Annotated in this window: 21 protein-coding genes; 11 read left to right on the top strand and 10 right to left on the bottom strand. The window is 69.0% G+C overall.

Features of this window, described 5'->3' with window-relative positions:
- Positions 1 to 212 precede the first annotated feature (212 nt).
- From G4D86_RS07435 to G4D86_RS07445, 3 genes are all read right to left on the bottom strand, one after another.
- On the bottom strand, positions 213 to 1508 hold the full coding sequence (locus G4D86_RS07435; protein ID WP_163991023.1) for a cytochrome P450: 1296 nt from the start codon (positions 1506 to 1508) through the stop codon (positions 213 to 215).
- Between the two features lie 454 nt (positions 1509 to 1962).
- On the bottom strand, positions 1963 to 2373 hold the full coding sequence (locus G4D86_RS07440) for an STAS/SEC14 domain-containing protein (RefSeq protein ID WP_163991025.1): 411 nt from the start codon (positions 2371 to 2373) through the stop codon (positions 1963 to 1965).
- A 106-nt stretch (positions 2374 to 2479) separates the two neighbouring features.
- Positions 2480 to 2896: a SpoIIAA family protein gene (locus G4D86_RS07445; RefSeq protein ID WP_163991027.1), complete on the bottom strand. Its 417-nt coding sequence runs from the start codon at positions 2894 to 2896 to the stop codon at positions 2480 to 2482.
- Between the two features lie 160 nt (positions 2897 to 3056).
- Between G4D86_RS07445 and G4D86_RS07450 the strand changes: the two genes are divergently transcribed.
- The 3 genes from G4D86_RS07450 to G4D86_RS07460 are packed head-to-tail and all read left to right on the top strand — an operon-like array spanning position 3057 to position 6083.
- On the top strand, positions 3057 to 4343 hold the full coding sequence (locus tag G4D86_RS07450) for an ABC transporter substrate-binding protein (protein WP_163991029.1): 1287 nt from the start codon (positions 3057 to 3059) through the stop codon (positions 4341 to 4343).
- A gap of 55 nt (positions 4344 to 4398) precedes the next feature.
- Positions 4399 to 5277 (top strand): carbohydrate ABC transporter permease, encoded by an 879-nt coding sequence (locus G4D86_RS07455; protein WP_163991031.1) that lies wholly within the window; start codon positions 4399 to 4401, stop codon positions 5275 to 5277.
- The gene (locus G4D86_RS07460; protein WP_163991033.1) at positions 5274 to 6083 is read left to right on the top strand and encodes a carbohydrate ABC transporter permease; all 810 of its coding nucleotides are present in this window, start codon (positions 5274 to 5276) and stop codon (positions 6081 to 6083) included. Before G4D86_RS07455 ends, G4D86_RS07460 begins: the two co-directional genes overlap by 4 nt.
- An 11-nt stretch (positions 6084 to 6094) precedes the next feature.
- Here G4D86_RS07460 and G4D86_RS07465 read toward each other — a convergent pair whose 3' ends face one another.
- Positions 6095 to 6763 carry an RpnC/YadD family protein gene (locus G4D86_RS07465; RefSeq protein WP_240360102.1) on the bottom strand — a complete coding sequence of 223 codons (669 nt, stop codon included), beginning with the start codon at positions 6761 to 6763 and terminating at the stop codon, positions 6095 to 6097.
- Positions 6764 to 7075: 312 nt separating this feature from the next.
- On the opposite strand from G4D86_RS07465, the gene G4D86_RS07470 reads away from it, so the two are divergent.
- The 3 genes from G4D86_RS07470 to G4D86_RS07480 all read left to right on the top strand — a co-directional run bounded on the left by G4D86_RS07470 (position 7076) and on the right by G4D86_RS07480 (position 10019).
- Entirely contained in the window at positions 7076 to 8671 is a 1596-nt protein-coding gene (locus tag G4D86_RS07470) for an endo-1,3-alpha-glucanase family glycosylhydrolase (RefSeq protein WP_163991036.1), read from the top strand.
- A 132-nt stretch (positions 8672 to 8803) separates the two neighbouring features.
- Positions 8804 to 9484, top strand: coding sequence for a class I SAM-dependent methyltransferase (locus tag G4D86_RS07475; protein ID WP_163991037.1), 681 nt, complete (start codon positions 8804 to 8806; stop codon positions 9482 to 9484).
- 109 nt (positions 9485 to 9593) lie between these two features.
- Positions 9594 to 10019: a hypothetical protein gene (locus tag G4D86_RS07480; protein ID WP_163991039.1), complete on the top strand. Its 426-nt coding sequence runs from the start codon at positions 9594 to 9596 to the stop codon at positions 10017 to 10019.
- Here the strand turns inward: G4D86_RS07480 and G4D86_RS07485 are convergent.
- Both G4D86_RS07485 and G4D86_RS07490 read right to left on the bottom strand, forming a co-directional pair.
- Positions 10009 to 10680, bottom strand: a complete 672-nt coding sequence (locus G4D86_RS07485; protein ID WP_163991041.1) for an SDR family oxidoreductase — start codon at positions 10678 to 10680, stop codon at positions 10009 to 10011. The genes G4D86_RS07480 and G4D86_RS07485 overlap by 11 nt on opposite strands.
- A 30-nt stretch (positions 10681 to 10710) precedes the next feature.
- Positions 10711 to 11919 (bottom strand): phospholipase D-like domain-containing protein, encoded by a 1209-nt coding sequence (locus tag G4D86_RS07490; RefSeq protein ID WP_240360103.1) that lies wholly within the window; start codon positions 11917 to 11919, stop codon positions 10711 to 10713.
- 165 nt (positions 11920 to 12084) lie between these two features.
- On the opposite strand from G4D86_RS07490, the gene G4D86_RS07495 reads away from it, so the two are divergent.
- The 3 genes from G4D86_RS07495 to G4D86_RS07505 all read left to right on the top strand — a co-directional run bounded on the left by G4D86_RS07495 (position 12085) and on the right by G4D86_RS07505 (position 17123).
- Entirely contained in the window at positions 12085 to 12606 is a 522-nt protein-coding gene (locus G4D86_RS07495) for a DUF2378 family protein (RefSeq protein WP_240360104.1), read from the top strand.
- Positions 12607 to 12693: 87 nt separating this feature from the next.
- The gene (locus G4D86_RS07500) at positions 12694 to 16236 is read left to right on the top strand and encodes a serine/threonine-protein kinase (RefSeq protein WP_163991045.1); all 3543 of its coding nucleotides are present in this window, start codon (positions 12694 to 12696) and stop codon (positions 16234 to 16236) included.
- A complete protein-coding gene (locus G4D86_RS07505) occupies positions 16233 to 17123 on the top strand; it encodes a class I SAM-dependent methyltransferase (protein WP_163991048.1) in 891 nt (296 codons plus the stop codon). The genes G4D86_RS07500 and G4D86_RS07505 overlap by 4 nt, the downstream gene beginning before the upstream one ends.
- Here the strand turns inward: G4D86_RS07505 and G4D86_RS07510 are convergent.
- Positions 17060 to 17485, bottom strand: a complete 426-nt coding sequence (locus G4D86_RS07510; protein ID WP_163991050.1) for a DUF4267 domain-containing protein — start codon at positions 17483 to 17485, stop codon at positions 17060 to 17062. The genes G4D86_RS07505 and G4D86_RS07510 overlap by 64 nt on opposite strands.
- Positions 17486 to 17630: 145 nt before the next feature.
- Between G4D86_RS07510 and G4D86_RS07515 the strand changes: the two genes are divergently transcribed.
- Entirely contained in the window at positions 17631 to 18557 is a 927-nt protein-coding gene (locus tag G4D86_RS07515) for an AraC family transcriptional regulator (protein ID WP_163991052.1), read from the top strand.
- Here the strand turns inward: G4D86_RS07515 and G4D86_RS07520 are convergent.
- Positions 18554 to 19312 (bottom strand): 4-hydroxy-tetrahydrodipicolinate reductase, encoded by a 759-nt coding sequence (locus tag G4D86_RS07520; RefSeq protein ID WP_205519491.1) that lies wholly within the window; start codon positions 19310 to 19312, stop codon positions 18554 to 18556. The genes G4D86_RS07515 and G4D86_RS07520 overlap by 4 nt on opposite strands.
- Positions 19313 to 19437: 125 nt before the next feature.
- On the opposite strand from G4D86_RS07520, the gene G4D86_RS07525 reads away from it, so the two are divergent.
- Positions 19438 to 20175: a 2OG-Fe(II) oxygenase gene (locus G4D86_RS07525; protein WP_163991054.1), complete on the top strand. Its 738-nt coding sequence runs from the start codon at positions 19438 to 19440 to the stop codon at positions 20173 to 20175.
- A 225-nt stretch (positions 20176 to 20400) separates the two neighbouring features.
- Here G4D86_RS07525 and G4D86_RS07530 read toward each other — a convergent pair whose 3' ends face one another.
- Together G4D86_RS07530 and G4D86_RS52635 are read right to left on the bottom strand one after the other, a co-directional pair.
- Positions 20401 to 20862 (bottom strand): SMI1/KNR4 family protein, encoded by a 462-nt coding sequence (locus G4D86_RS07530; RefSeq protein WP_163991056.1) that lies wholly within the window; start codon positions 20860 to 20862, stop codon positions 20401 to 20403.
- Positions 20863 to 20872: 10 nt separating this feature from the next.
- Positions 20873 to 21193, bottom strand: a complete 321-nt coding sequence (locus G4D86_RS52635) for a hypothetical protein (protein WP_240360105.1) — start codon at positions 21191 to 21193, stop codon at positions 20873 to 20875.
- Positions 21194 to 22027: the final 834 nt, after the last annotated feature.

Below are 22027 nucleotides of genomic sequence, written 5' to 3' on the forward strand. Positions count from 1 at the left end.
ACACCGGAAGCCCGCCAGAGTGAAACTACCCTTTAAGGTCAGGAACTACCCAATGGGGGTTTTTCCTGACTCTGGGATTCACTCCGAGTGTGGTGTGAATCGACCACGGGTTGTGGGCATCGTCGGTTCCGGGGGGAGGACTCCAGACATGAAAAGGGCCTGGAGACCGTCTCCGGTCGCCAGGCCCTCGTACCTTTTCTACCGGGGAGTGGCTACACCTTGTGCGTCCACTCCACCTTCAGGTGCTTCATCTGGCGCAGGACGATGCTCTGCCACGTGCCGTAGTCCTGGTGGGGGACGAGCTTCAGCTCCGGCAGGCGGTCCAGGAGGACGTTGGTGGTGATCTGGAACTGGAGGCGGGCCAGCGGGGCGCCCAGGCAGAAGTGGGTGCCGCGGCCGTAGGTGAGGTGCTGGGGCACCTTCTCGCGGTGGATGTCCAGCTTGTTGGCGTGGGGGCAGAGCGACTCGTCGCGGCTGCCGGCGGCGTAGAGCAGCATCAGGCGCGAGCCCGCCGGAATCTTCACCCCGCCCACCATCACGTCCTCGCGCGCGGTGCGCAGCATGGAGTGCTGGACGGAGTCGAAGCGGCTGGCCTCCTCGCAGAACTTCGGCACCAGCTCGCGGTTGGCGCGGAGCTGCTCCCACAGGCCGTGCTCCAGGGCCAGCTTCCAGGTGTTGGCCATCAGCGCGGTGGTGGACTCGTGGCCGGCGGACAGCATGGACGCGCCAATGGCCATGACCAGCTCGTCCATGTTGAGCGCCTCGCCGTCGTCCTCCACGGCCACCAGGTAGCTGGTGAGGTCCTCGCGCGGATTCTTGCGGCGCTCTTCAATCAGCCGGACGCAGTACTGCTGGAACTCGATGACGCCGTTCGCCATCTCCACCTGCTTCTCGGCGGGGATGTGCTCGAAGGTGAGCTGCTGCCAGTCCGCGCTCCAGCGCTTGATCTTCCAGACGTCCTCGGACGGCACGCCCATGATGCCGAGGATGACGTAGGCGGGCAGGGGGTAGGCGAGCTGCTCCACCAGGTCCGCGCGGCTGTCGCTGACGAACTTGTCGACGAGCTCGTTGGCCATCTTCGTGATGAAGGGCGCCATGCCGTTGATGCGCTGGGCGGTGAAGCCGCGGTTCATCAGCCGGCGCAGGCGGGTGTGGTCCGGCGGGTCCATGCCCAGCAGCACGTGCCGCGTGTCATGGCCCTTGGCGAGGATGGCCTTCGCCTCCTCCGTCAGGTGGGTGCCGCTGCCCAGCATGTCCTTGTTGGAGAAGCGCGCCGGGTCCTTGAGGATGGTCGTGATGTCCTCGAAGCGGCTCACCAGCCACATGTTCAGCATGGGGCTGAAGGTGACGGGCTCCTCCTTGCGCAGCTTCTCGAAGAAGGGGTGGGGGTTCTCCACGTGGGGGCCCGCGAACGGGTTGTACTGGGCGCCCAGGTGGGGGCAGCGCAGTGCCGCTGCGGCGTGGGCGGGGACTCCGGTCTCTTCCTGCTTCTGGACTGTCACGGGCATGGAATGACTCGTCAGGTTGAGCGCGCCCCCCCGGCTCGCTCCCCTGGCTATGGGGTGGCTGGCAATGCAGGGGGATGAGCCCCTTCACGCGGTACGACTGGGATGTGGGAGAGCCTGAACAAGGAGCAACCGAGCAGGATGGGGCTCGCCCTGGACATCAGCCTATACAACAAATCCTCTTTTCTTTGCCAGTAAGAGCGAATTTTTCTAGTGCCACGGGTTTATGGTGACACCGTGACATTCCACTATTGGCAGATAAGCGCCCGTTCTAGAAGGGTTTTCCACCCGGAGTGACGGGTTTGAGGCCGCCGGGTGCGACCTCAGGGCATGCCGAATCCACTCGCCCGGGCGGGTGCAAAAGGCACCAGGCGCCGAGGTGTGGAAGGAGGGGCGGGCTCCCGAGCGCGGGTCGCCGGGCCCCAGAATGGGCCCGGCGGGACGTCCGCGCGGGGACTCAGCCGCTCTTCTTGAGCTGCTTGAGGCGGTGCTGCTCGACCCAGGCGCGAGCCTCGGGGAGCGTCTTCACGAAGGTGGTCTCGAAGCGCGTCTTGCCGGTGAAGAGCATGCCCAGGGCAATCACCTTGCCGAAGGTCTGCTGCACCACGTCCGCTCCGACGTAGATGGAGCCCTTGAACCAGTCGGCCTTGCCATTCTCCGAGAGGTACCGCCGCGGCTCCGCCCCGAGCTGGGACTGACCGATTTCGGCGATCATGTAGTACGGGCCGTGCTTCGCGACTTCGCCGTACACCTCCACGGCCCGCTGGATTTCCTCCAGGCTGATGTTCCCGGAGAAGGTCGCCACCACGACGTCCGGTGGTTCGTAGCGCACCTTGTGTGCGCCGATCTTCCACTCCTGTTGCTGCATGGCACTCCCTTCGGAATCCACACCAGCATAACGCCAGGAATTGTCCTACGCGACATTCCAGACTTTCCCGGAGTAGGGACTTCGAGTCCCGGCGGGCGCCGGAGGCTCAGCCGGCCTTGCGCTGGCGGCCGGCGCGGTGCTGGGTCACCCAGGCGCGGGCGTCGTCGACGGTGGCGACGAAGACAGTCTCGAAGCTCGTCTTGCCGGTGTACAGCATGGCGAGGGCGATGGCCTTGCCGAAGGTGCGCTGCACGACGTCCGCGCCCACATAGATGACGGCGTGGAACCACTCGGAGCGGCCATTGTCGGAGAGGTACCTGCGGCCGGCGGTGTCAATCTGGGAACGGCCGATGTCGGCGATGCAGTAGTACTGGCCGTGGCGCTCGAAGGTCTCCTTGTAGAGCTGGGACGTGCGCTTCACCTCGTCCATGTTGATGAGGCCCGTGAAGGACACCACCAGCGTGTCGGGCGGCTCGAAGTGCGAGTGATGCTCGCCGAACTTCAACTCTTCCTGCTGCGGCATGGGGCCCCCTCCCGTTGTACGGACAACACCATAGCGTCTGGCTTTTCCAAGCGCACGAAAGCCCCCGTGCATTCCCGGGCAAGGCGGATGTTGGGGTGAGGACCCTGGTGCGCGCGGGTGCATTGACGGGGACAGGGTCGGCTGGACTCATGCCGCGCCCATGGGTCGACACAACGCCAGCCTGCTTGCTCTGGGCCTCGCCGTGCTGGCCGTGGCGGTGGGGGCGTGTCGGCGTGCGTCAGAAGAGACGGGCGCGCCGGCGGGCCGCACGCGGCTCGTCTTCAAGTACCAGCCGCTGTGGGGGGCGCCGGAGCCCTTCCGCGAATTGCTGGCGCGCTTCGAGCGGGAGAACCCGGGGGTGGAGCTCGTCACCGAGGCGCTGCCCAATTCCTCGGACCTGGCGCACCAGTTCTTCCTGACTTCACTGGAGGGCGGGGCCGAGGACTTCGACGTGCTGGTGGCGGACGTTGTCTGGGTTCCCGAGTTTGCGCGGGCCGGGTGGATTGCGGACCTGTCCGAGTACTTCCCGCCCGAGCGCCTGCGCGAGGACTTCTTTCCCGGCCCGGTGGAGGCGGTGGTGGTGGAGGGGCGCACGTACGCGGTGCCCTGGTACCTGGACGTGGGCGTCCTCTATTACCGCAAGGATTTGGTGCCGCGAGCGCCGCGCACGTACGAGGAGCTGCAACGGTATGCGCGCGAGGCGATGGCGAAGGCTCCCGGCGTGCAGGGCTACGTGTGGCAGGGGCGGCAGTACGAGGGCCTGAGCTGCAACGTGTACGAGGCGCTCTGGGGACACGGGGGCGAGGCGCTGGGGGAGGGCGGGCGCGTGCTGCTGGACTCGAAGCCCGCGCGCGAGGCGCTCGAGTACCTGCGCGGACTGGTGCGCAGCGGCGTGTCACCGGAGACGGTGACGGGGTTCTCCGAGGAGGAGGCGCGGCGCGTGTTCCAGGAGGGGCGCGCGGTGTTCATGCGCAACTGGCCGTATGCGTGGAGCGAGGCGCAGAAGCCGGACTCGCCCATCCGCGGGAAGGTGGGCATTGCGCCGCTGCCGACGGTGAGCGGCGAGCCGGGGTGGGGGACGCTGGGCGGGTGGCAGCTCGCGGTGAATGCGCACGTGTCGCCGGAGCGCAGGAGGCTGGCGGCGAAGCTGATTGCGCACCTGACGTCGCCGGAGGCGAACCTGGTGCTGGCGCTGAACTACGCGCGCAACCCGCCGAGGCCGTCTGTGTATGAGGACCCGCGTCTGCGCGCGGCGGACCCGTTCATCGCCAACTTGAAGGAGATGGTGGAGCGCTCGAGGCCGAGGCCGGTGACGCCGTACTACAACCTGATTGCGGACGTGTTGCAGAGCGAGTTCTCCGCGGCGGTGGCGGGCTTGAGGACGCCGGAAGAGGCGCTGAAGCGGGCACAGAAGCAGGTGGACCACCTGACGGGGGTGGGGGAGTGAGCGGCTCGGCCACGGAGCGGCGGAGCGGCGTGCAGGTGGTGCGCGGAGGTGGCGTGTGAGCGGCGGAGGCTCGCTGGAGCGGGAGCGGCGACAGGCGTACCTGCTGGTGGCGCCGGCGGTGGTGGTGCTGGCGGGCGTGGCGCTGTACCCCATCCTGGCGGCGGTGTGGCTGAGCCTGCACCGCTTCATCCTCGTCTTCGGCGAGCGGCGCTTCACGGGGTTGGACAACTACGCCTTCCTGCTGAGTGACGCGCGCTTCTGGTCGGCGCTGGGGAACACGGCGTACTTCACGCTGGTGGCGGTGACGGTGGAGCTGCTGCTGGCGGTGCCGCTGGCGCTGCTGCTCAACCGGGCCTTTCCGGGGCGGGGGCTGCTGCGCGCGTCGGTGCTGGTGCCGTGGGCCATTCCCACCGTGGTGAGCGCGAGGCTCTGGGCGTGGATGTTCAATCCCGAGTACGGGCTCATCAATCGCATGTTGCCGGGGAGTGACATCAACTGGCTGGGAGCGCCGGGGTACGCGCTGCACGCGGCCATCCTGGTGGACGTGTGGAAGACGACGCCCTTCGTGGCGCTGCTGGTGCTCGCGGGGCTGCAAGGGATTGGCGAGGACCTCTACAAGGCGGCCCGGGTGGACGGCGCGTCGAACTGGCGGATGTTCCGGTCGATTACGCTGCCGCTCCTGAAGCCGGCGCTGCTGCTGGCGTTGCTGTTCCGTTCGCTGGATGCGTTCCGCGTGTTCGACGCGATTTATGTGCTCACCGAGGGCGGGCCGGCGAACACGACGGAGACGCTGAGCATCTACGCGTACAAGACGCTGATGCGCTCGGGAGACTTCGGGTACGGGAGCGCGCTGTCGGTGGCGACGTTCCTGTGCGTGGTGGTGCTGGCGGCGGTGTGGCTGCGGCTGCTGGGGCGAGAGGAGGGCGCGCGATGAAGCGGCCCGGGCTGGGTACGGCGCTGGCGGTGGTGGCGTTCCTCACGTTCTTCCTGGGGCCGTTCTTCTGGCAGGTGCTGACGAGCCTGTGGCCGGACGGCGAATTGACACGGCCGTGGCCCTCGCACCTGACGGTGGACAGTTACGTGAGCGTGCTGTGGGGGCGGCCGTTCTTGAGGGTGGTGGCGAACTCGCTGCTGGTGGCGGCGCTGACGACGGGGTTCTGTCTCACCATGGGCGCGGCGGCGGCCTTCGCGCTGGCGAAGCTGGAGTTCCGGGGGAAGGGACTGCTGCTGAGCGCGGCGCTGGCGGTGAGCATGTTTCCGCCGATTGCGACGGTGAGCCCGCTGTACCTCATCCTTCGCGCGGTGGGGTTGCGGGACAGCCTGATTGGACTGGCCTTGCCGTATGCCACGTTTGCATTGCCATTGACGCTGTGGGTGTTGACGTCGTTCTTCCGGCAATTACCAGACGAGCTGTATCGCGCGGCGCGGGTGGACGGGTGCACGCCGTTCCAGGCGTTCCGGAGGGTGCTGCTGCCATTGGCGGCGCCGGGGCTGGCGACGACGGCGATTCTCGTCTTCATCTTCGCGTGGAACGAGTTCCTCTACGCGCTGACGTTCCTGTCCACGCCGGAGAAGCGCACGGTGCCAGTGGCCATCAGCCTCTTCGCCAGCGAGTACCGCGAGCCGTGGGGCGAGATTGCCGCCGCCTCCGTGGTCGCCACGCTGCCCCTGGTGGTGCTCACCGTGTTGTTCCAGCGGAGGATTGTGTCCGGGCTCACCGCGGGGGCGGTGAAGGAGTAGCGGCGCGAGGCTCAGTGCTCCGGCGGGCGGGTGGCCGCGAGGAGCGCGGTGGCGGCGGCGTCCGGAGTGGTGAAGGCCTGCTTGATGAGCGCTTCCAGGGTGACGGCGTCCAACTGTGCGAGGCGCTGCTCGGCGTCAGTTGGGAGCGCCAGTCCGCGGACACTGGCGAAGGTCACCAGCGTCCGGGCGCGCTCGCGCGCCCTCTCCAGTGCTCGTTGTTCTTCCCAGAAGGGTGAGTCCAGCATGATGCTCCTCAAGGACTGGCTGAGCCGCTGAAGGCCGAAGCGGCGGGAGGCCAGGGTTCCCAGGACCACGAGTAAGTCTAGTCGCTCCGCCGACGAAAGGCTCGGCTCCTGGCGGAGACGGGCCTCGGCCCAGGCGACTCGCTCCGGTCCGGCCCTGGCTTCCATGACCGAGAGGGGCAGGAGGGCCGTGGCTGCCTGCAGGGCAGGCTGGCTGAAGTCCACCTCCCAGAGACGCACTACCTGGAAATCAAAGGAAAGTACCTGCCGGCCGGCACAGGCGAAGGTGTACGGAGGCGCCGTGCCTTCAGCCTCGGGTACGAGAAAGACGGCTACGGGCAACACCGGCATGTCTTCTCGCAGGTGGACGCGGATCGTGTAGTCCAACAGCCTCCGCGCGAAGTCAGGGTCGGCCTGGGCCTGGAGCTCCACCTCCACTGCGAATCGCTCTCCCCGCGCTTCCACGACGAGGATGGCATCGGCACGGCGTTCGGATTGGGGAAGGCTGGAGTCCGCGGTTCGCACGAACGTAGGCGCATTGGGGCCGAACAGCAGGAGGAGGAGTTGTTCCGGGTGGCCCTGCACCAGGCGGCGGAGGACGAGGTCGAAGACAGAGCCCATGAAGAGCGCCGACCGTAGCGGGTAGGGGTGACATGCGGTTCAGGCATGCATCAGCAGCGCTGGGCATGACAGCCCGGATGCGCCACTCGTCGGCAGGGCGGGTCCATCCCATGGAAAGAGAGGGTTCCCTTGTTCACGACGAAGCGCGGCTTCTTCATCCTCCTCCTCACGGCGGTGGCGGAAATCTCCGCCTGCGCCCCTCCCGAGCCACAGGGCACGGAGGCACGTACAGAGCGCACGGAAGAATCAGCCCTGGCCACGAAGGCCCCGTTCGAGCTGCCCAACAGTCTCCTGCCATTCGACCTGCCGGCGCGGGCCGACCTCGCCACCAGCGAGTACAAGGTCTTCGCGCACTGGCACAACTTCCCGCTGCGCAGCTACGGCTCCAGCAGCGGCCAGTACTACGACCAGTACACACGCTGGCTCCAACCCACGGGCACCTACGCGTCCATCGGTGGCTACCTGCGTGACAGGCCCGTTCCCATCCTCGCCGTGCCCGCGGTGGAACCGGACTACGGCAAACGCGACATGAAGCAGGACCTCCAGACCGCCGCCGCAGTCGGCGTGGACGGGTTCCTCATCAACCACTGGTTCCGGACCACCGACCCACGCTGGAAGTGGCTCACCGACCTCTTCAACGCCGCCGACGAGTTCAACACCGAGAACCCCAGCGCCCCCTTCTACGTCATCCCCAACATCGACGCGCACATCCTCTCGACGAACAGCGGCAAGGACGAACCCCGTCAGCGCGCGGATGACCTCGCGACGTTCAAGAGCCGCGCGTCCTGGAGGAAGCTGAATGGCAAGTACGTCGTCGGCAGCTTCCGGCCCGAGGCTCTGCCCGCCACCTGGTGGCAGCAGTTCTTCGACCAACTCAAGACGGTCCACGGCATGGACGCGGTGCTCTGGGGCACACTGCTCGACCCGTCAGAGGCCAACCGCAACGCTCTGAAGCCGTTCATGGTCGGCGCCACCTTCTCGCGCTGGGACAACCTCCCGTACACGTCCAACCCGCTCAACGGCATCAACACACTCAAGGCCTGGGGTGACCTCAACGGCGTGCCCTACTCGCCGCCGGTGAGCCACACGGACAACCGGCCCACGGGCTCCATCACCACGGAGACGGCGGGCTTCAAGACCCAATACAACACGTGGAAGGCAGCCATCGACTCGGGCGTGAAGATGGTTCAAATCCTCACCTGGAATGACCACTACGAAGGCCACGCCCTCCGGCCCAACTCAGCCTTGCAGTATGCGTTCTATGATTTGACGGCGTACTACTCGACCTGGTTCAAGACGCGCCAGCAGCCGGCGCTCGTGCGAGATGTCCTCTACTACTCGCACCGCATGCACCTGAGTGCCGAGCCGTACGACACAGTCCAGCAGCCCAAGCCCACCGCCTCGAAGAACGGCGTGGCCCTGGTGGACAGGGTCTTCCTCCTCGCCATGCTCACGTCGAGCGGGCGCGTTCAAATCACCTCCGGCGGCACGGCCTACACCGCCGACGTCCAGGCAGGCCCCCAGTTCTTCGACGCGCCGCTGAAGGCCAACAACCCGCCGTCCTTCCAGCTGAGCCGGAGCGGCACGCCAGTCATCAACCTCACCAGCGCCTTCCGCACCCGCTCGCCGATTGTCTGGCAGGACCTGCTGTACCGCGCCGGGAGTTCTTCACGCTCGGCCGTCACGGGCGTCCAGAACAATCTGCCGCAAGACCGGCTCCCGTAGGCAGTTGGCCCACTGTTCAGCATGCAGCCCGGCTGCTTCAGGAGCCGGGTTGCCCCGGGGCCCCATCGCTCGTCGCACATCGGACAGGGTATAGGGTTGCGGTCGCCCACACATGTCCAGGAGCCGTGACCGATGGAGACTCCCTCGCTGGAGTTGTCGCTGTCGCCCGAGGTGCATGCGGGCCAGTCCGCGTACACGTGGTGGACGTTGCGCGTCTTCTACGACGTGGGCGTGCTGGGTTACTCCAACCGCTTCGTCTGGAAATGCCCCACCCCGGTCCAGCTCGACTGGTACGACACCCACGTCTCCGCCAACCACCTCGACGTGGGCGTAGGCACCGGCTACTACACCGCGTACTGCCGCTATCCCTCACCCACGCCGCGTCTGGCATTGATGGACCTCAATGCCAACAGCCTGGAGTACGCCGCCAGTCGCGCCGCGCGCTACTCACCGGAGACGTACCGGCGCAACGTGTTGGACCCCATCGACTTCGACGCGCCCCGCTTCGACTCCATCGGGCTCAACAACCTGCTGCACTGCCTGCCCGGCTCCATGGACGAGAAGGCCGTCGCCTTCGACCACCTCCGCCCCCTCCTCAACCCGGGCGGTTGCGTCTTCGGCGCCACCCTCCTGCAGGGCGACGTGCCGCGCAGCGCCCAGGCCCGCATGCTGATGCGCGCCTACAACCGCAGGGGTCTCTTCTCCAACGAGCAGGACACGCTGGAGTCACTGGAGCGCGCCCTCCGACAGCGCTTCAAGGAGTCTCAAGTTACCCTGCACGGCTGCATGGCCCTCTTCCGGGCGCAAAGCTGACCCGCTTGGAATCCGGCCCCCCGCCAGGGGACACTGCCGGCCATGTACGACGAGCTCCTGGCACCCGTCCGCGGCCTCCGCGGCCCGAACCCCACGCGCTGATCGCCCCATGTCCGCTGGCAAGTGGAGCGCCCTCGCCGTCGTTCTCGTGCTGGGCTCGTGTCTGGGAGTCGGTGGCCTGCTGTGGGCCTTCGATGACGTCGACTTCCTCGGCACCGACAAGGACGAGCGGGACTTCTCGGTGGCGGAGCAGCGCAGGCTCTTCGACACCTTCTTCCCGGTGCCCGTGCCCCCGAGCGCCGCCGACGTGCGCATCCGCTACGAGGGCTTCCAGGACTGGCATCTGGAGCTCTCCTTCACGCTGCCGCCGGGGGACTTCGAGTCCTTCGTCTCCCAGCTCACCCCGCACCCGGACCAGCCCGGGGTCTACGCAGGGCGCATCCGGCTGGGGGATGGCGGCTTCCTCGCGAATGCCAGCTCCATCACCGTGGACACCGTGGCCCGGCGCGTGACGCTCACGGCCTTCACGGTGTGACGGGAGGCTTCACGCCCGTGGCGTCCACCTCGGCCCAGAGGCTGTTGCCCTCCAGCACCGTGTTGAGGGGGCCCCGCTTCTCCGACACGCGCAGCAGGACGGCGGCGAGCTGCTCCAGGTGGATGGGCCGCAGCTTCCCCAAGAGCGGCAGCCGGGAGAAGACGCGGAGGAGGGACGGCGGCTCGTGGTACTCGCCCTCGAAGGCCGGGGGCCGCACAATCGTCCAGGGGATGCCGCTCTCGCGCACCAGGCGCTCGGCCTCCGCCTTGGCCTTGAGGTACGCACCCACCGGCCGGCCCGCGCCCATGCTGCTGAGCAGCACGAAGTGGTCCACGCCCGCGCGCTTCGCCGCCTCCACGAGCTGCCGCGTGGTGCCGATGTCGCTCGTCTCGTAGGTGTCACCCGCGTCGAAGCGCTTGCGCATGGTGCCGATGAGCTGCAGCACCGTGGTGTAGCCGCTCATCATCTCGATGAGCGTCTCGCCGTCGGACAGCTCCACCACCGCCTTGCGCGGCCACTCCTTCGCCAGGTCGCTGCTCGCGCTCTTCGGCCGCACGTGCGCAATCACAGGCACTCCGCGCGCGAGCGCCTGCCGCATCAGGGTGCGTCCGGTGGCACCGGTGGCTCCAGCGACGAACAGGTGGCGGGGCGGCGTTTCCATGGGGCGCTCCAGGAATGGGGAGCGCGCAGCCTACCGCGCAGCGCGCTCGGCGCGGATTTCCTTCGCGTGCGTCAGGTCCTCCAGGAAGAACGCCTCCATGGCCTGGGCGGCCTCGTCGTCCTGGAGCACCAGCGAGCCCTCCTCCAGCAGGTTGAAGGAGAGCGGGTCGTAGTTGATGGAGCCCACCAGCACGAGCCGGTCATCCACCAGCATCGTCTTCGCGTGCATCATCGACGGCTGGTACTCCCAGATGCGCACGCCCGCCTCCAGCAGCGTGTCGTACGCCACGCGCTGGGCCACGGTGATGACCTTCTGGTCGTTGAGGTCGCCCGGCGCCAGCACCCGCACGTCCACGCCCGCGCGGGCCCGCTCCACCAGCTGCTTCGTCAGCGCGTCGTTCGGCGTGAAGTACGCCTGCGCAATCCACAGCCGCTTCTGCGCCGCGCGCACCATCAGCTGGGTGAGCCGCTCGGCGCGCGTCACCTCGGGGTTCGCCGTGCTGCCCACGAAGGCGGCCCAGCCCTCGCCCGCGCCGTCCAGGCCGGGAGACGGCTCCGCCAGGGTGGGGAAGTCGCTCGCGGGCAGCAATTCGCCGCTGGCCTCCTGCCAGTTCTCCGCGAAGGACTGCTGCATCTGCGCCACCACCGGGCCGCGCACCCACGCGTTGGTGTCGCGCCACTCCTTTTCCTTCAGGCCGTCGCCCAGCCACTCGTCCTGGATGGCCAGACCGCCGGTAATCGCCACCCGGCCGTCGACGATGAGCAGCTTGCGGTGGTTGCGCGCCAGGTTTTCATCCGCCGGCAGCGGGCGGAACAGGTGCGCGTGGCAGCCGGCCGCCTCCAGCCGGGGCTTCACCTGCGCCTCGAAGCTGGGACTGCCCAGCGGGTCCACGAGCACGCGGCACGTGACGCCGTCTCGCGCCCGCGCGGTGAGGACCTCCAGCAGCTGCTCCGACGCGCGCCCCGGCCTCCAGATGAACATCACGATGTTGACGGAGACGCGGGCCTTCCTCACCTCCGTGGCCATGGCATCGAAGACGGCGCCGTTGTTCGCCCAGCGGATGTGATTGGCCGGCACCATCCGCACGCCGACCGTCTGATACAGCGCCACCGCGAGGTCCGGGCCGTGCGAGCCCACCGGTCCCTTGAGCTGGAACGGCCGCGACTTCTCCTTCGAGCAGCCGGCGGCGCACCCCGTCAGCGCCGCCACCGCCATCGCCACCGCCACCCATCGACGCATACGCCGGACGCCCCCTGGACTCTCGGAGGTAGGGAGTCGGGCCGGGTGCGTCATCCTGTGGGACAGGGCTTCTGTCGGCCGCTGAACCGCCCGCGGCTAACTGGCGGATGGAGACAGCAGGCAGGCGAGCTACCATGCGCCCGCTTGCAAACTCCAGAACCCCTCGTGTTCCAGCAGAGCTTCGAAGGCCTCATCCGCGCGCTGGGAGACCAGCTCGACGAGCGTTGCGTCGGGCGCCTGCAGAAGGTGGGTGTCAACGCGAAGGGCTCGCTCGCGCCGGCCTACCCGCTGGACGTGTGGGTGGGGGCGTTGCGCGTCGCGGCGGACACGCTCGCACCCCAGGTTCCCCTGGATGAAGGCGCGGCCGTGGTGGGCCGCCGCTTCGTGCAGGGCTTCAGCTCCACGCTCATCGGCAACGCGCTGCTGGCCACCGTGCGGCTGCTCGGGCCGGAGCGGATGCTGGCGCGGATGACGCGCAACCTCCGGACGGGCACCAACTACCTGGAGGCCCACATGGAGCAGCTCGGGCCCACCCGGTATGCGCTCACCTGCCGGCCCGTGGTGGTGGCTGGCTTCTACGTGGGCCTCTTCCTCGCGGGCCTGGAGGCCAGCGGAGCCCGGCAGCCCACCGTCCAGATTCTCCGTCACGACGGCGAGGAAGCCGTGTACGACATCGCCTGGAACTGAGCAGGGGAACACACGCCGCGTCCGGGTCGCGATACAACCCACACGGTTTTCCGGGTTGTCTGTATCATGCGGGGTGGGCGGCCCCCCATGCGTCAACACCCTCTCGACACCCAGCTCCGGCCGGAGGATCCGGCTCGTCGTCCCATGGACGGCGAGGTGGTGGGTGGCCGCTACCGCATCCTCGACTTCCTGGGTCGGGGCGGTGCGGGCACGGTGTGGCGGGCGCAGGACCTGCTCGCCGGCCCCGTCGCGGTGAAGCTGCTGCACCGGACGCTGGAGGACCTGGCGCGGCTGCCGCAGAGCCCGGGCACTCCGTCCTCCGCCGCGCGCCATGAATTGGCGCTGTCGCTGGCGCACGAGTTCCAGACGCTCGCGTCGGTGCGACACCCGCATGTCATCAGCGTGCTCGACTACGGCTTCGACGCCGAGCGCCGGCCGTACCTGGCCATGGACCTGCTGGAGGACGCGAAGCACCTGGTGGAGGCCGGCGCGGGCAGGCCGCTCTCCGTGCAGGTGGACCTGCTGCTCCAGACGCTGGACGCGCTCGCGTACCTGCACCGGCGCGGCATCATCCACCGCGACTTGAAGCCCGCCAACGTGCTGGTGGCCCATGGGCAGGTGAAGGTGGTGGACTTCGGGCTCGCGGTGGGACGCGAGCACGTGCACCGCGCGCAGCCCGCGGGGACGCCCGGCTACCTCGCGCCGGAGCTGTTCGAGGACCAGCCGCCCTCGGAGGTGACGGACCTCTTCAGCGTGGGCGCCATGGCGTGCCAGATGATGTTCCACCGGCTCCCGCACGCCGGCCGGGTGGACGCGCCGCCGGGCTTTCCTCCCGCGCTCAAGGCGCTGCTGGAGCGGCTGGTGTCGCCGGAGCCGAGGAAGCGCCCGCGCGGCGCGGACGAGGTGATTGCCGCGCTCCGCGCCGCCACCGGCCAGTCCGTGCCGCGGGAGTCCGCCGCCACGCGTGAGAGCTTCCTCCAGGCCGCGCGCTACGTGGGCCGGGCCCGCGAGCAGGTGCGGCTGTCCGGCGTGCTGGAGGAGGCGCGCCGGGGGCGCGGTGCCGCGTGGCTCGTGGGCGGCGAGAGCGGCGTGGGCAAGTCGCGGCTCCTGGAGGAGTTGCGTGCGCTCGCGCTGGTGCGGGGCATGGCGGTGCTGCGCGGGCAGGCGGTGGCGGCCGGCAGCAGTCCGTACCAGGAGTGGCGCCCGGTGCTGCGCTGGCTGTCCATCCTCACCACGCTGGAGGAGCGCGAGGCCAGCGTCCTCAAGCCGCTGGTGCCGGACCTGGAGTCGCTGCTCGGCAAGACGGTGGAAGACCCCGCGGAGCTGGGCGCGGAGATGGCGCAGGCGCGGCTGATGCAAGTGGTGGAGGACGTCTTCGCCCGGTTGCCCCAGCCCACCGTCGTCATCCTGGAAGACTTGCAGTGGGCCCGCAGTGAGTCGCTGCTCCTGCTGGCCCGGCTCGCCACGCGCGCGGGCGGGCAGCGGCTGCTGCTGTTGGGCAGCTTCCGCGACGACGAGGCGCCCCAGCTGCCGTCGCAGCTGCCGGACATGCAGGTGCTGCGGCTGCCCCGGCTGGACGCGCTGGAAATCGCGGTGCTCAGCCAGTCGATGATTGGCTCGCAGGGGGCGCGGCCGCACCTGGTGGACTGGCTGCGCCGCGAGACGGAGGGCAACCCCTTCTTCCTCGTGGAGGTGGTGCGCGCGCTGGCGGAGGAGGCGGGTGGGCTCGACAAGCTGGGTGACATGGCCCTGCCCGAGCGCGTCTTCGCGGGCGGTGTGCGCCGGCTGGTGAGCCGACGGCTGGAGAAGGTGCCCGCGCCGCAGCGCGAGCTGCTCAAGCTGGCCGCGATTCAGGGCCGCCACGTGGACGTCGCGCTGCTCGAGCGCGCGGCGCCCGGCGAGGATGTGGAGCGCTGGTTGAACGAGTGCGCGGGGGCGGCGGTGCTGGACGTGGCGGACGGCCGCTGGCGCTTCGCGCACGACAAGCTGCGCGAGGGCGTGCTGGAGGAGCTGTCCGCCGAGGAGCGGCCCGGGCTGCACCGGCGCGTGGCCCAGGCGCTGGAGGCGGCGCATGGGAACGGCTCGGAGTGGACGGCGGCGCTCTGCTACCACTGGGGCGCGGCGGGAGACCGGGTGCGCGAGGCGCAGTACGCGCGGCGCGCCGGCGAGGACGCGCTGCGGGTGGGCGCATGCCGCGAAGCGGTGCCCTTCCTGCTGCGCGCGCTGGAGCGTGTGACCGAGCAGGGCGGAGACGCCGTCAGCCTGGGCCACCTGGAGGCGCTGCTGGCCGAGGCCCGCTTCCAGCTCGGGGAGCTGGCGGAGTTCCGCGCCCTGGCGGAGCGGGCGCTGAAGCACTTCGGCTGGCCGGTGCCGTCCGGCCGCGTGGGCTGGGTGCTGGGCACGCTGGGACAGGTGGCGCTGCGGCTGGCGCAGAGTGCACGGCCGGACGTGTACGACGCGGAGACGGAGGAGAAGCGCCGGGTGCGACTGGTGGCGGGGCGGCTGCTGATGCGGCTCACCGACGCGTACATCTACGCGCAGGAGGCGCTGCCGGTGCTCTGGTCCGGCCTGCGCATGCTGAACCTGTGCGAGCCCGCGGGCGCGTCGTCGGAGCTGGCGCGCGGCTACACCAACATGGCGGTGGTGGTGGGCACGGTGCCCATCCACCCGGTGGCGGAGGCGTGGGCGGGGCGCGCGCGGGACGTGGCCGAGCGCGTGGGCAGCCCCTCGGACCTGGCCTACGTGCTGGTCCGCAACGCCGTGTACGCCGCGTACGTGGCGCGGTGGGCGGATGTGGAGGAGTGGGTGCAGCGGGCCATCGGCATCGTCGACTCGACGGGAGACCTGCGGCTGGCGGAGGAGTGTCGCTCGTTCCTGAATGTGACGTACCTCTACCAGGGGAGGTTCTCCCAGAGCCTGCCGCTGCTGGCGTGGTTGGAGGGCTCGGCGCGGCGGCGCGACGCCGCCCAGTCCCAACATTGGGCGCTGCACTACCAGGCGCACATCCACCTGCGGCTGGGAGACTACGTGAAGGCCCGTGCCCTGCTGGAGCAGACGCTGGAGTGGACGGAGGCGCACGGCGGCACCACGGACCGCATCATCGTGGAGAGCACGCTGGCGCTGCTGCGGCTGCGTGAGGGCAACCCCGGCGGGGCGCGCGAGGCGGCGGAGAAGGCGCTGGTGAAGCTGTCGGCCGGCAAGCCGGTGGCGCACTTCGTCTACTTCGGCGTCATGTCGGTGGCGGAGGTGCTGCTCACGCTGTGGGAGCAGGACGGCGGCGTGGATGCCTCCCTGGCATCCAGCGCGAGGGCGGCGCGCAAGGTGGTGGACGCGTTCGCGAAGGTGTTCCCCTTCGGCAAGCCGGCGTCCCTGCTGTGGCGGGGGTGCGAGGCCTGGGTGGCGGGAGACGCGCCGCGCGCGTACGAGTCGTGGCGCCGGTGCATCCTCGCGGCGGAGAAGAAGGGCACGGCCTTCGAGGAGGCGCGAGCGCGGCTGGAGCTGGCGCGCCACCTGCCGCCGGATGACCCCGCGCGGCGGATGCACGCGCAGCGCGCGGCGGAGCTGTTCACGGAGCTGGGCACGCGGGAGGAGCTGGCGTGGACGCGGGCGGAGTCGCTGCGGCGGGTATGACGGGGGCCTTCGTCCGGGACGTGGAGCGGCTGGCCTGTCCGGCCTGTGCTGGGACGCTGGTGTTCCACGGGCAGGAGCGGGACGGGCGCATCTTCCACGGGTGGCTGCGCTGTGGCGGCTGCGGCGAGGCATGGGCGGTGGAGCGGGGAATGGCGCGGCTGTACCGCGAGGATGCGGTGCGCGGCACGGACCGGTTGATGCGCGTCATCTACGACGGGCTGCCCGTGCTGCATGACCCGCTGACGGCGGTGCTGACGCCGCTGCTCCAGTCCGTCACCGAGTCGCGGATGCGCGAGCGGTACATGCGCCGGCTGGAATTGGAGACGCTGCGGCCGCGCGAGGACGGGCAGCCGGTGCGGGTGCTGGAGGTGGGCGTGGGCTCGGGGGCGAACCTGCCGCTGATTCGCAGGGAGCTGCCGCACGGGCTGGACGTGGAGGTGTGGGGCGTGGACCTGAGCGAGGGCATGCTGAAGCACTGCCGGCGGCGGCTCGTGCGCGGAGGGTATGAGTCCGTGCGGCTGATGATGGCGGATGCGCATGCGCTGCCGTTCCCGGACGGAATGTTCGACCGGGTGCTGCACGTGGGAGGGATTGGCGGGTACCGGGAGCCGGCGAGGGCGCTGGCGGAGATGGCCCGCGTGGCGAGGCCCGGGACGCCGCTGGTGGTGGTGGACGAGCAATTGGACCCGGCCTTCCGGCCCTCGCTGCTCCAGCGCGCGGCGTTCCGGGCGATTACGTTCTACTCGAAGGACCCGCACTGTCCCCGGGAGCTGTTGCCTCGGGGCGCGGTGTCTGTGATTGAGGAGCAGGTGGCGCCGTTCTACTACTGCCTGTCGTTCCGGATGGCGGACGGGCGCAGCAGCGCCGCGGCGAGCACGACTCCGTAGACCACGGCGCTTCCGTGGACGGAGAGGGCCAGGGCCAGCGATGCACCGGCCTTCAGGACGGTCAGCGCGTCCACCACGGGCATCACGATACTGGTGAGCACGAAGAGTCCCGCCGCGAGCCGCTGCCGGGTCACCACCAGGGCCACGATGGCCAGCCCGATGCCGAGGTCTCTCCCGGACTTCACGCTCATCCAGGGGAGGGCCTCGGAGCCGGAGAGGGGCAGCCCGAAGCCCCGTGCCGCGCTCACCGGGTCCACCCTGCTATTGATGCTGAGGAAGAGCATGAAGGCCCCCAGCAGCAGGGTGAACACGGCGGTGGGGGAAGTGAGCTTCCAGGACAAGGTGTTCCGATGCGTTTCCATGGTGCCTCCGGGTGCGTCGTGGCGCGCTTTACGAGGCGAAATGTGGCCGGGGCGGGCTCCGCGTGCCATTCGCGGGCGGCTCAATGTTTTGCCCGAAGCGCTCAGTCTCCGGGCAGACCGGGCGGGCTGTTGGTAACTTGGGGAGATGGACGTCTCTCGCGCCTCCGACCTCCTCGGGCAGATTCTCGAGCGCACCCGGCTGCGGGGGCAGCTCTACTGCCGCACCGTGGTGCGCGCGCCCTGGGGCCTGCGCTTCCCGCCGACAGCCGTGGCGACCATGCACCTGGTCACCTCTGGGCGCGGCTGCCTGGTGCAGGGACGGGAGGTCATTGCCCTGGAAGCGGGGGATGTCGTGCTGCTGCCCCGGGGGGACGGGCATGCCGTGGCGGACTCGCCGCGCACTCCGAAGGTGCCGCTGGAGCAGTGGCTGGCGGGGCGGGGAGACGGGTCCACGTACGTGCTGGGCGGCAGCGGCGCGGAGTCGCGGTTTCTCTGTGGCCACTTCGCATTCGACGAGCCCGGTGCGCACCCGGTGCTGCGCCTTCTGCCCGTGCGGGTGCACCTGCGCGGCGACTCCGAGCCCGTCCGCGCCATGGTGCCCACGGTGGCCCTGCTGGAGCGGGAGTACGAGCGCGGCGAGCGTGGGGCCTCGGTGGTCATCTCCCGGCTGCTCGACATCCTGTTGGTGCAGGTGCTTCGCGCCTGGGCCGACGCGCAGCCGCCGGGCGGCGCGGGGTTGCTGGGCGCGCTCGGAGACAGGACGCTCGCCAGCGCGCTGGGGTGGATGCACTCCGAGCCCGGACGGGACTGGGATGTGAGCGAGCTGGCGCGTCGCTCAGGGACGTCGAGGGCGACGCTCGCACGCCGCTTCGCATCCGAGGTCGGAATGGCGCCGCACGCGTATCTCACGCGACTGCGGATGCAGGAGGCCGCCGTCCTGCTGCGCGAGGGCGATGACGGGCTCGCGGCGATTGCGGCGCGCGTGGGCTACGACTCCGAGTTCGCGTTCAATCGGGCGTTCCGCCGGGTCATGGGCGTGCCTCCCGGGATGTACCGGCGGCAGGCTCGCTAGAGGAGCCGGTCCATTCCGCGCACGACTCCGGTGAACTCGCGCACCCGGCGAATCGCGAGCAGCGTTCCCTCGACATAGGGCGTTGCTCCAGGCCCTCCGTCATAGGACAGGGTCAGCCGCTCATGCTGCCGTCCGAAGCGGACCTCCACTCCAATCGTATAGCCGGGGAGGCGAATCGAATGGATGCGGGACTGGTTCACCGCTGCTCCCCGCGCGGCGACGTCTCCGACGGTCTTCTCCACGGGGACTTCGACGTCGGGAGCGCGCACCTCCGAGAGTCGCCACGCCAGCTCCCGCGCCGTGCCGCTGGGCGCGTCCATCTTCCCCTCATAGGCGCTGTCGATGATTTCCCACGACGACAGATGCCGTGCGGCTTCGACGGCGAAGCGCTGCAGGAGCGCGGCGGTAATCGCGAAGTTGCCCACCGCGAGCACGCCCACCCCGGCACTCCTGGCGGCCGGGTCGATTTCCCGGAAGTCGTCGTCGCTCAGGCCCGAGCTGCCGACCACCACGTGTCGGCCGGCACGGACCGCCGCCAGCACGTTCTCCTTCACGGCCGCCGCGCTGGTGTAGTCAACGAAGACGTCCGCCGGTGTGGCCAGCGCCTCCTCGACCGAGCCGCTGATGGTCAGCTTGCCCAGCCGTTCTCCCCGGGCACGACGTGCCACCACCGCGACGAGCTCGAGGTCCGCCGCGGCTTCGATGGCCGCCGCGAGCGGCTGGCCCACCCATCCGGTCACTCCCGCAAGGCTCACGCGAATCATCCGCCGGGAATACCACATGCAATTCCTCGCTCCCTGCTCACGGAGGTGTTCGGTTCACTCTCGTTCATCGCAACTATCGGGTCGCCCCGTGGACGCGGATGCGGCATCTCTCAGCCATGACCGCCGCCCTTCGCCACCGGAAACTCCCCACGCTCACGGAGCGCGTGGCCGCGCTCGACTGGGAGCGCATCACGCAGGACCTCGACACCCAGGGCTGCGCCACCGTGAGCGCGCTGCTCGCTCCCTCGGAGTGCGTGGCGCTCGCGGAGAGCTACGCGTCGGACACAGCGTTCCGCAGCCGGGTCGTCATGGCGCGGCACGGCTTCGGTCGTGGTGAGTACAAGTACTTCGCCCACCCGCTCCCGGACACGGTCTCCACCCTCCGCACCGAGCTGTACCCGCCGCTCTCGCGCATCGCCAACCGCTGGAACGAGACGATGGGCATCGACGTGCGTTACCCGGACGCGCATGCGGACTTCCTCACGCGCTGCCACGAAGCCGGGCAGACGCGGCCCACACCGCTGCTCCTCCAGTACGGCGAGGGTGACTACAACTGCCTCCACCAGGACCTCTACGGCGAGCACGTCTTCCCGCTCCAGGTCGCCTTCCTCCTCTCCTCTCCGGGAAAGGACTTCACCGGCGGCGAGTTCGTGCTCACCGAGCAACGCCCCCGCATGCAATCCCGCGCGGAGGTGGTGCCCCTATCCCAGGGGGACGGCGTCATCTTCGCGGTCCACCACCGGCCCGTGAAGGGCACGCGCGGCTATTACCGCGTCAACCTCCGTCACGGCGTGAGCCGGCTGCGCTCCGGACGGCGGCACGCGCTGGGCGTCATCTTCCACGACGCGCAATGACGTGCGCACTCGCCGCTGCCATGCGGCCCGGGTAGCGCGGATCGCACTACTGTTGCACTTCGCCATGGACTCGAAGTGGAGCGACCGAGACGTGCGGCGCCAGGCGGCCGTAGGGCCTTGAACCGACTCGGGATTCCGGCGTCCATCATCCAGCCGGCTCAAGAGACCCTCAGCATACGTGCGCGGCAACACCCCCCGTTGAATCACCGAGCGCGGCGCCGTAGGTCACGCATCGCGGAGCCAGAACCACCGCCCCGCTGACCGGAGAGCCCCCGCTAGAAACTCCGAGAAGGAACCCGCAATCTGGCGACAGTAGTCCGGGTGAGGGAACGCCTCGTTGTAGCCATCACGGATTGGGTATCGGCCCTCGTGCTGCTGGCTGACGTCGAGGAGGATGAAGTTGCTGTCCTGCACCTCACCGAGCGCATACCAGGACGCAGGGCCCGCCGCGTCGGTGTCGCTCTTGCGCATGACCACGCGGGCCCGGTGAATCTGCGCCAGCGGATAGAAGCGGAACTCGAAGTCCAATCGGTCAAAGAGGTTGGTGCCATCACAGTGAAGGTAGAAGGCGCGCAGGTCAGGGTCCAACCGCCATCCCACGCGCTGCTCGAATGCCGCAATCTGTTCGTGCGTTGCGGGCGGGTTCGGGAAATGGAGCCGTGACACCTCCTCAAGCAGCGGTGCCATGGGTACGGGGCTACTTGACATAGGGGTGGTCCACTCCAGGGGTGTTCCACGGGGAGTTGCCCGCGTAGCACTGGTTATAGAGCCCGAACAGGTCCTGATGCAGGTCCTTGGGGTAGGGGATGATGTTGTCCCAGTCGGTTGGGTTGCCACCGTGCCAGAGGTCATGGACGTGGTGTCCCTGGTAGGGCGTGCCATCGGGGTCGGTAGGCCACTGCCCGAACCGCTTCGCGAAGTCTTCACGGAACGTGTCCTTCCACCCCTTCCATTGCTTGCGGGCCGCTTCGGTGGCCGACGGGCTAATCGTTCCGTAGTTGCAACAGCAGTTCGTCATGGGGAAACGACTTCCCGCCTGCATCAGTCGGCCATCGAAATCAAAGTTGATGTCCGAAAGCCACATGCACCCTTGGAGCGTGTGGCCGGTGCCGGCGCACTTGCGTCGGCAGTAGTTCATCAACTCGGAGCTGCATTGCCACGGTCCAAAGTAGATGATGGTCCGGAACTGCCCGCCCCCAGGCACGCTGACCAGTGGGCCAACCCACCGGCGAGAGGGACTGTTTGGGGACGGCCTCATCACAGGGGCTTCGGATTCGCACCCGGCGAAGAGCAGAGCAACAAGCACGGCAGGGAACCATGCCAGAGATGGCAATCTATTCTTGATCTGCACGGGCTCCAGGTTACCAGGGTTAACCCACGCGTCAGCGTAAGCCTCCGGTTCAGCCCAGGGAGCCGGTAGCCGCGGGACGTGACACGTTGGGAGCGTGAGTGGAGACGGGGTGCGCGAGCGGCAGGTGCTCGGGCCGGTGGCATGGGGCGAGGTGCCGCTGGCGCTGACGGTGGGAGTGCGCCGCTTCCTGTGCACCGCATGCCGGGCCACCTGCACCGTATGTCCCCGGGAGGCGCGGACGCGGCGGCGATCGAGCATTGGCGAATTCTGGAGTGCCATACCTCTCCAGGGTGAGTCGGTCTGTCTGGCTGTGCTCTTGAGGCGACTGCGCCTTGCGGTCCATCGTGAAGGAATGTTCATCCCGGCTTTGCCAGGCGAGTCGCCCGGGTCGTTCTCGCCCCGGTCTGCCAGGGTTTGTTGTGAGGGGATTCATCTGGAATGCTTCGTCCAGTGACTCCAGATTTGCGCGCGCTTTCCTCTCGTTGGTTCGTCGAAGCCGAC

This window comes from Pyxidicoccus caerfyrddinensis (genome assembly GCF_010894405.1).
GTDB classification, from domain to species: Bacteria; Myxococcota; Myxococcia; order Myxococcales; family Myxococcaceae; genus Myxococcus; species Myxococcus caerfyrddinensis.